The following is a 1,794-nucleotide window of genomic DNA, read 5'->3' as shown; positions in this document are numbered from 1 at the left end:
CGCCAATTACCGGCGTCTGGTGTATGTCCGGTATGCCGATGATTTTCTGATCGGCATCATCGGCAGTCGGGACGAGGCGGTAACCGTCATGCAGCGAGTCGCAGGTTTCATCAGCGACAAACTGCACTTGGAGATCGCTGAGGAAAAGTCCGGTGTGGTTCACGCATCGGACGGAGTTCGCTTTCTGGGGTACGACGTTCGCACGTACTCCGGTGATCGCAACGTGCGCACCGTCCGTTCAGGACGGAGCATCACAGCACGCAGCGTATCCGAGCGGATGCAATTGCACGTACCGGCTGAAAAGCTGCGTAGTTTCTGCCAGCGAAAGGGCTACGGCGTCTATGACGCTCACACCCCCACGCACAGGAGCGAACTGATCTCACTGAGCGAAGCGGAAATCGTTCAAACCTACAACGCTGAAATGCGAGGCCTTGCCAACTACTACGGTTTGGCGAACAGCGTCAGTCGTGTCCTGAACAAGCTCCATCACCTCTGGTTGACGAGTTTGTGGAAGACATTGGCGGCAAAACGTCGTTCGACCGTCACGAAGGTAGCGCGGAGCATGAAGCGCCAGGGTGGATACGTACTGGCTGTTCGGGGTAACTCGGACTCCCACACTTTTCCCATCTACAGCCTGAAAGACATAAGGAAAGAACCCATCACGTTCCAGAGTATTGACCTACCCCCCAAGACTTGGGTTTTCACGCATAGCCGCTCGGAGTTGATCCAGCGGCTCGAAGCGAGGAAGTGCGAGTACTGCGGGACCACCGAAGGCAGTTTCCAAGTGCATCACATTCGGAAGCTGAAGGACGTGGACAAAGGGAAGTACCTCTGGCCACAGGTGATGTCATGGCGCCGTCGCAAGACTTTGGTGCTGTGCGTTCCTTGCCATCAGAAGCTACACGCAGGCGTTCTTTGAAAGGACTGTTCCTAGTCAAGTAAGTGGAGAGCCGGATACGCTGAAAGGTGTAAGTCCGGTTCGGAGGGGGGCTGACGGGTGATCCTTTACGGGACGCCCGCAGCCTACCCTACACGACCGTTGGCATCGCCGCGGCCGCCGTGCTCAACGCCGAAGGCTACCGCCGCACTCTGGTCCTGTCGCCACCGCACTTGGTTTACAAGTGGCGGCGGGAGATCCAGGAGACGGTGGCCGGCGCCAAGGTATGGGTGCTCAATGGGCCGGATACGCTCGTCAAGCTCCTCAAGCTGCGTGAGCAGTTGGGCGTGCAGCCCACGGGCCAGGAGTTCTTCGTCCTGGGGCGCGTCAGGATGCGGATGGGTTTCCACTGGAAGCCCGTCTTCACCCAGCGGCGCACCCGCCACGGCGACGTGGCGGCCTGCCCGGACTGCGGCACGGTCATCACCGACCTCGACGGCGAGCCGGTCAACCCGGTCGCGCTCGAAGCCGAGGAGTACCGCAGGAAGTGCAGCCATTGCGCTGCGCCCCTGTGGACGCTGATCCGCCCGCGCAGCCTGTCCGGCAGCGACCAGTCCTCGGCCGTCCTCAAAGCCCTGAAGCGCATCCCGACCATCGGGGAAGTCACTGCGCAGAAGCTGATGCAGAAGTTCGGTGACGGCTTCCTGGCCTCGATGCTGGGCGACAACATCCACGAGTTCATCAACCTCATGGATGGCAACGGCGAGCTGGTGTTTTCCGACCGTCAAGCCACGCGCATGGAACGTGCGATGGCCAACATGGAGTTCGGCTTTGGCGAGGGCGGTTATCAACCCTCGGAGTTCATCAAGAGGTACTTGCCGCAAGGTACGTTCGACCTGCTCATCGCTGATGAAGCG

The 1,794-nt window shown here is 60.0% G+C and carries 1 protein-coding gene and 1 pseudogene; both read left to right on the top strand.

Features of this window, described 5'->3' with window-relative positions; all coding sequences use genetic code 11:
* Window positions 1–919: HNH endonuclease (locus C1I89_RS33575; protein ID WP_308810302.1), on the top strand; the 919-nt coding region annotated here is incomplete at its 5' end.
* Between the two features lie 113 nt (window positions 920–1,032).
* Window positions 1,033–1,794: pseudogene (locus C1I89_RS33570) on the top strand (DEAD/DEAH box helicase); the annotation flags it as partial.

The sequence above is a fragment of the Achromobacter pulmonis genome, from assembly GCF_002885955.2.
In the GTDB taxonomy this organism is placed as follows: Bacteria; Pseudomonadota; Gammaproteobacteria; order Burkholderiales; family Burkholderiaceae_B; genus Achromobacter; species Achromobacter pulmonis_A.
This window is presented reverse-complemented; position numbering and strand designations above follow the sequence as displayed.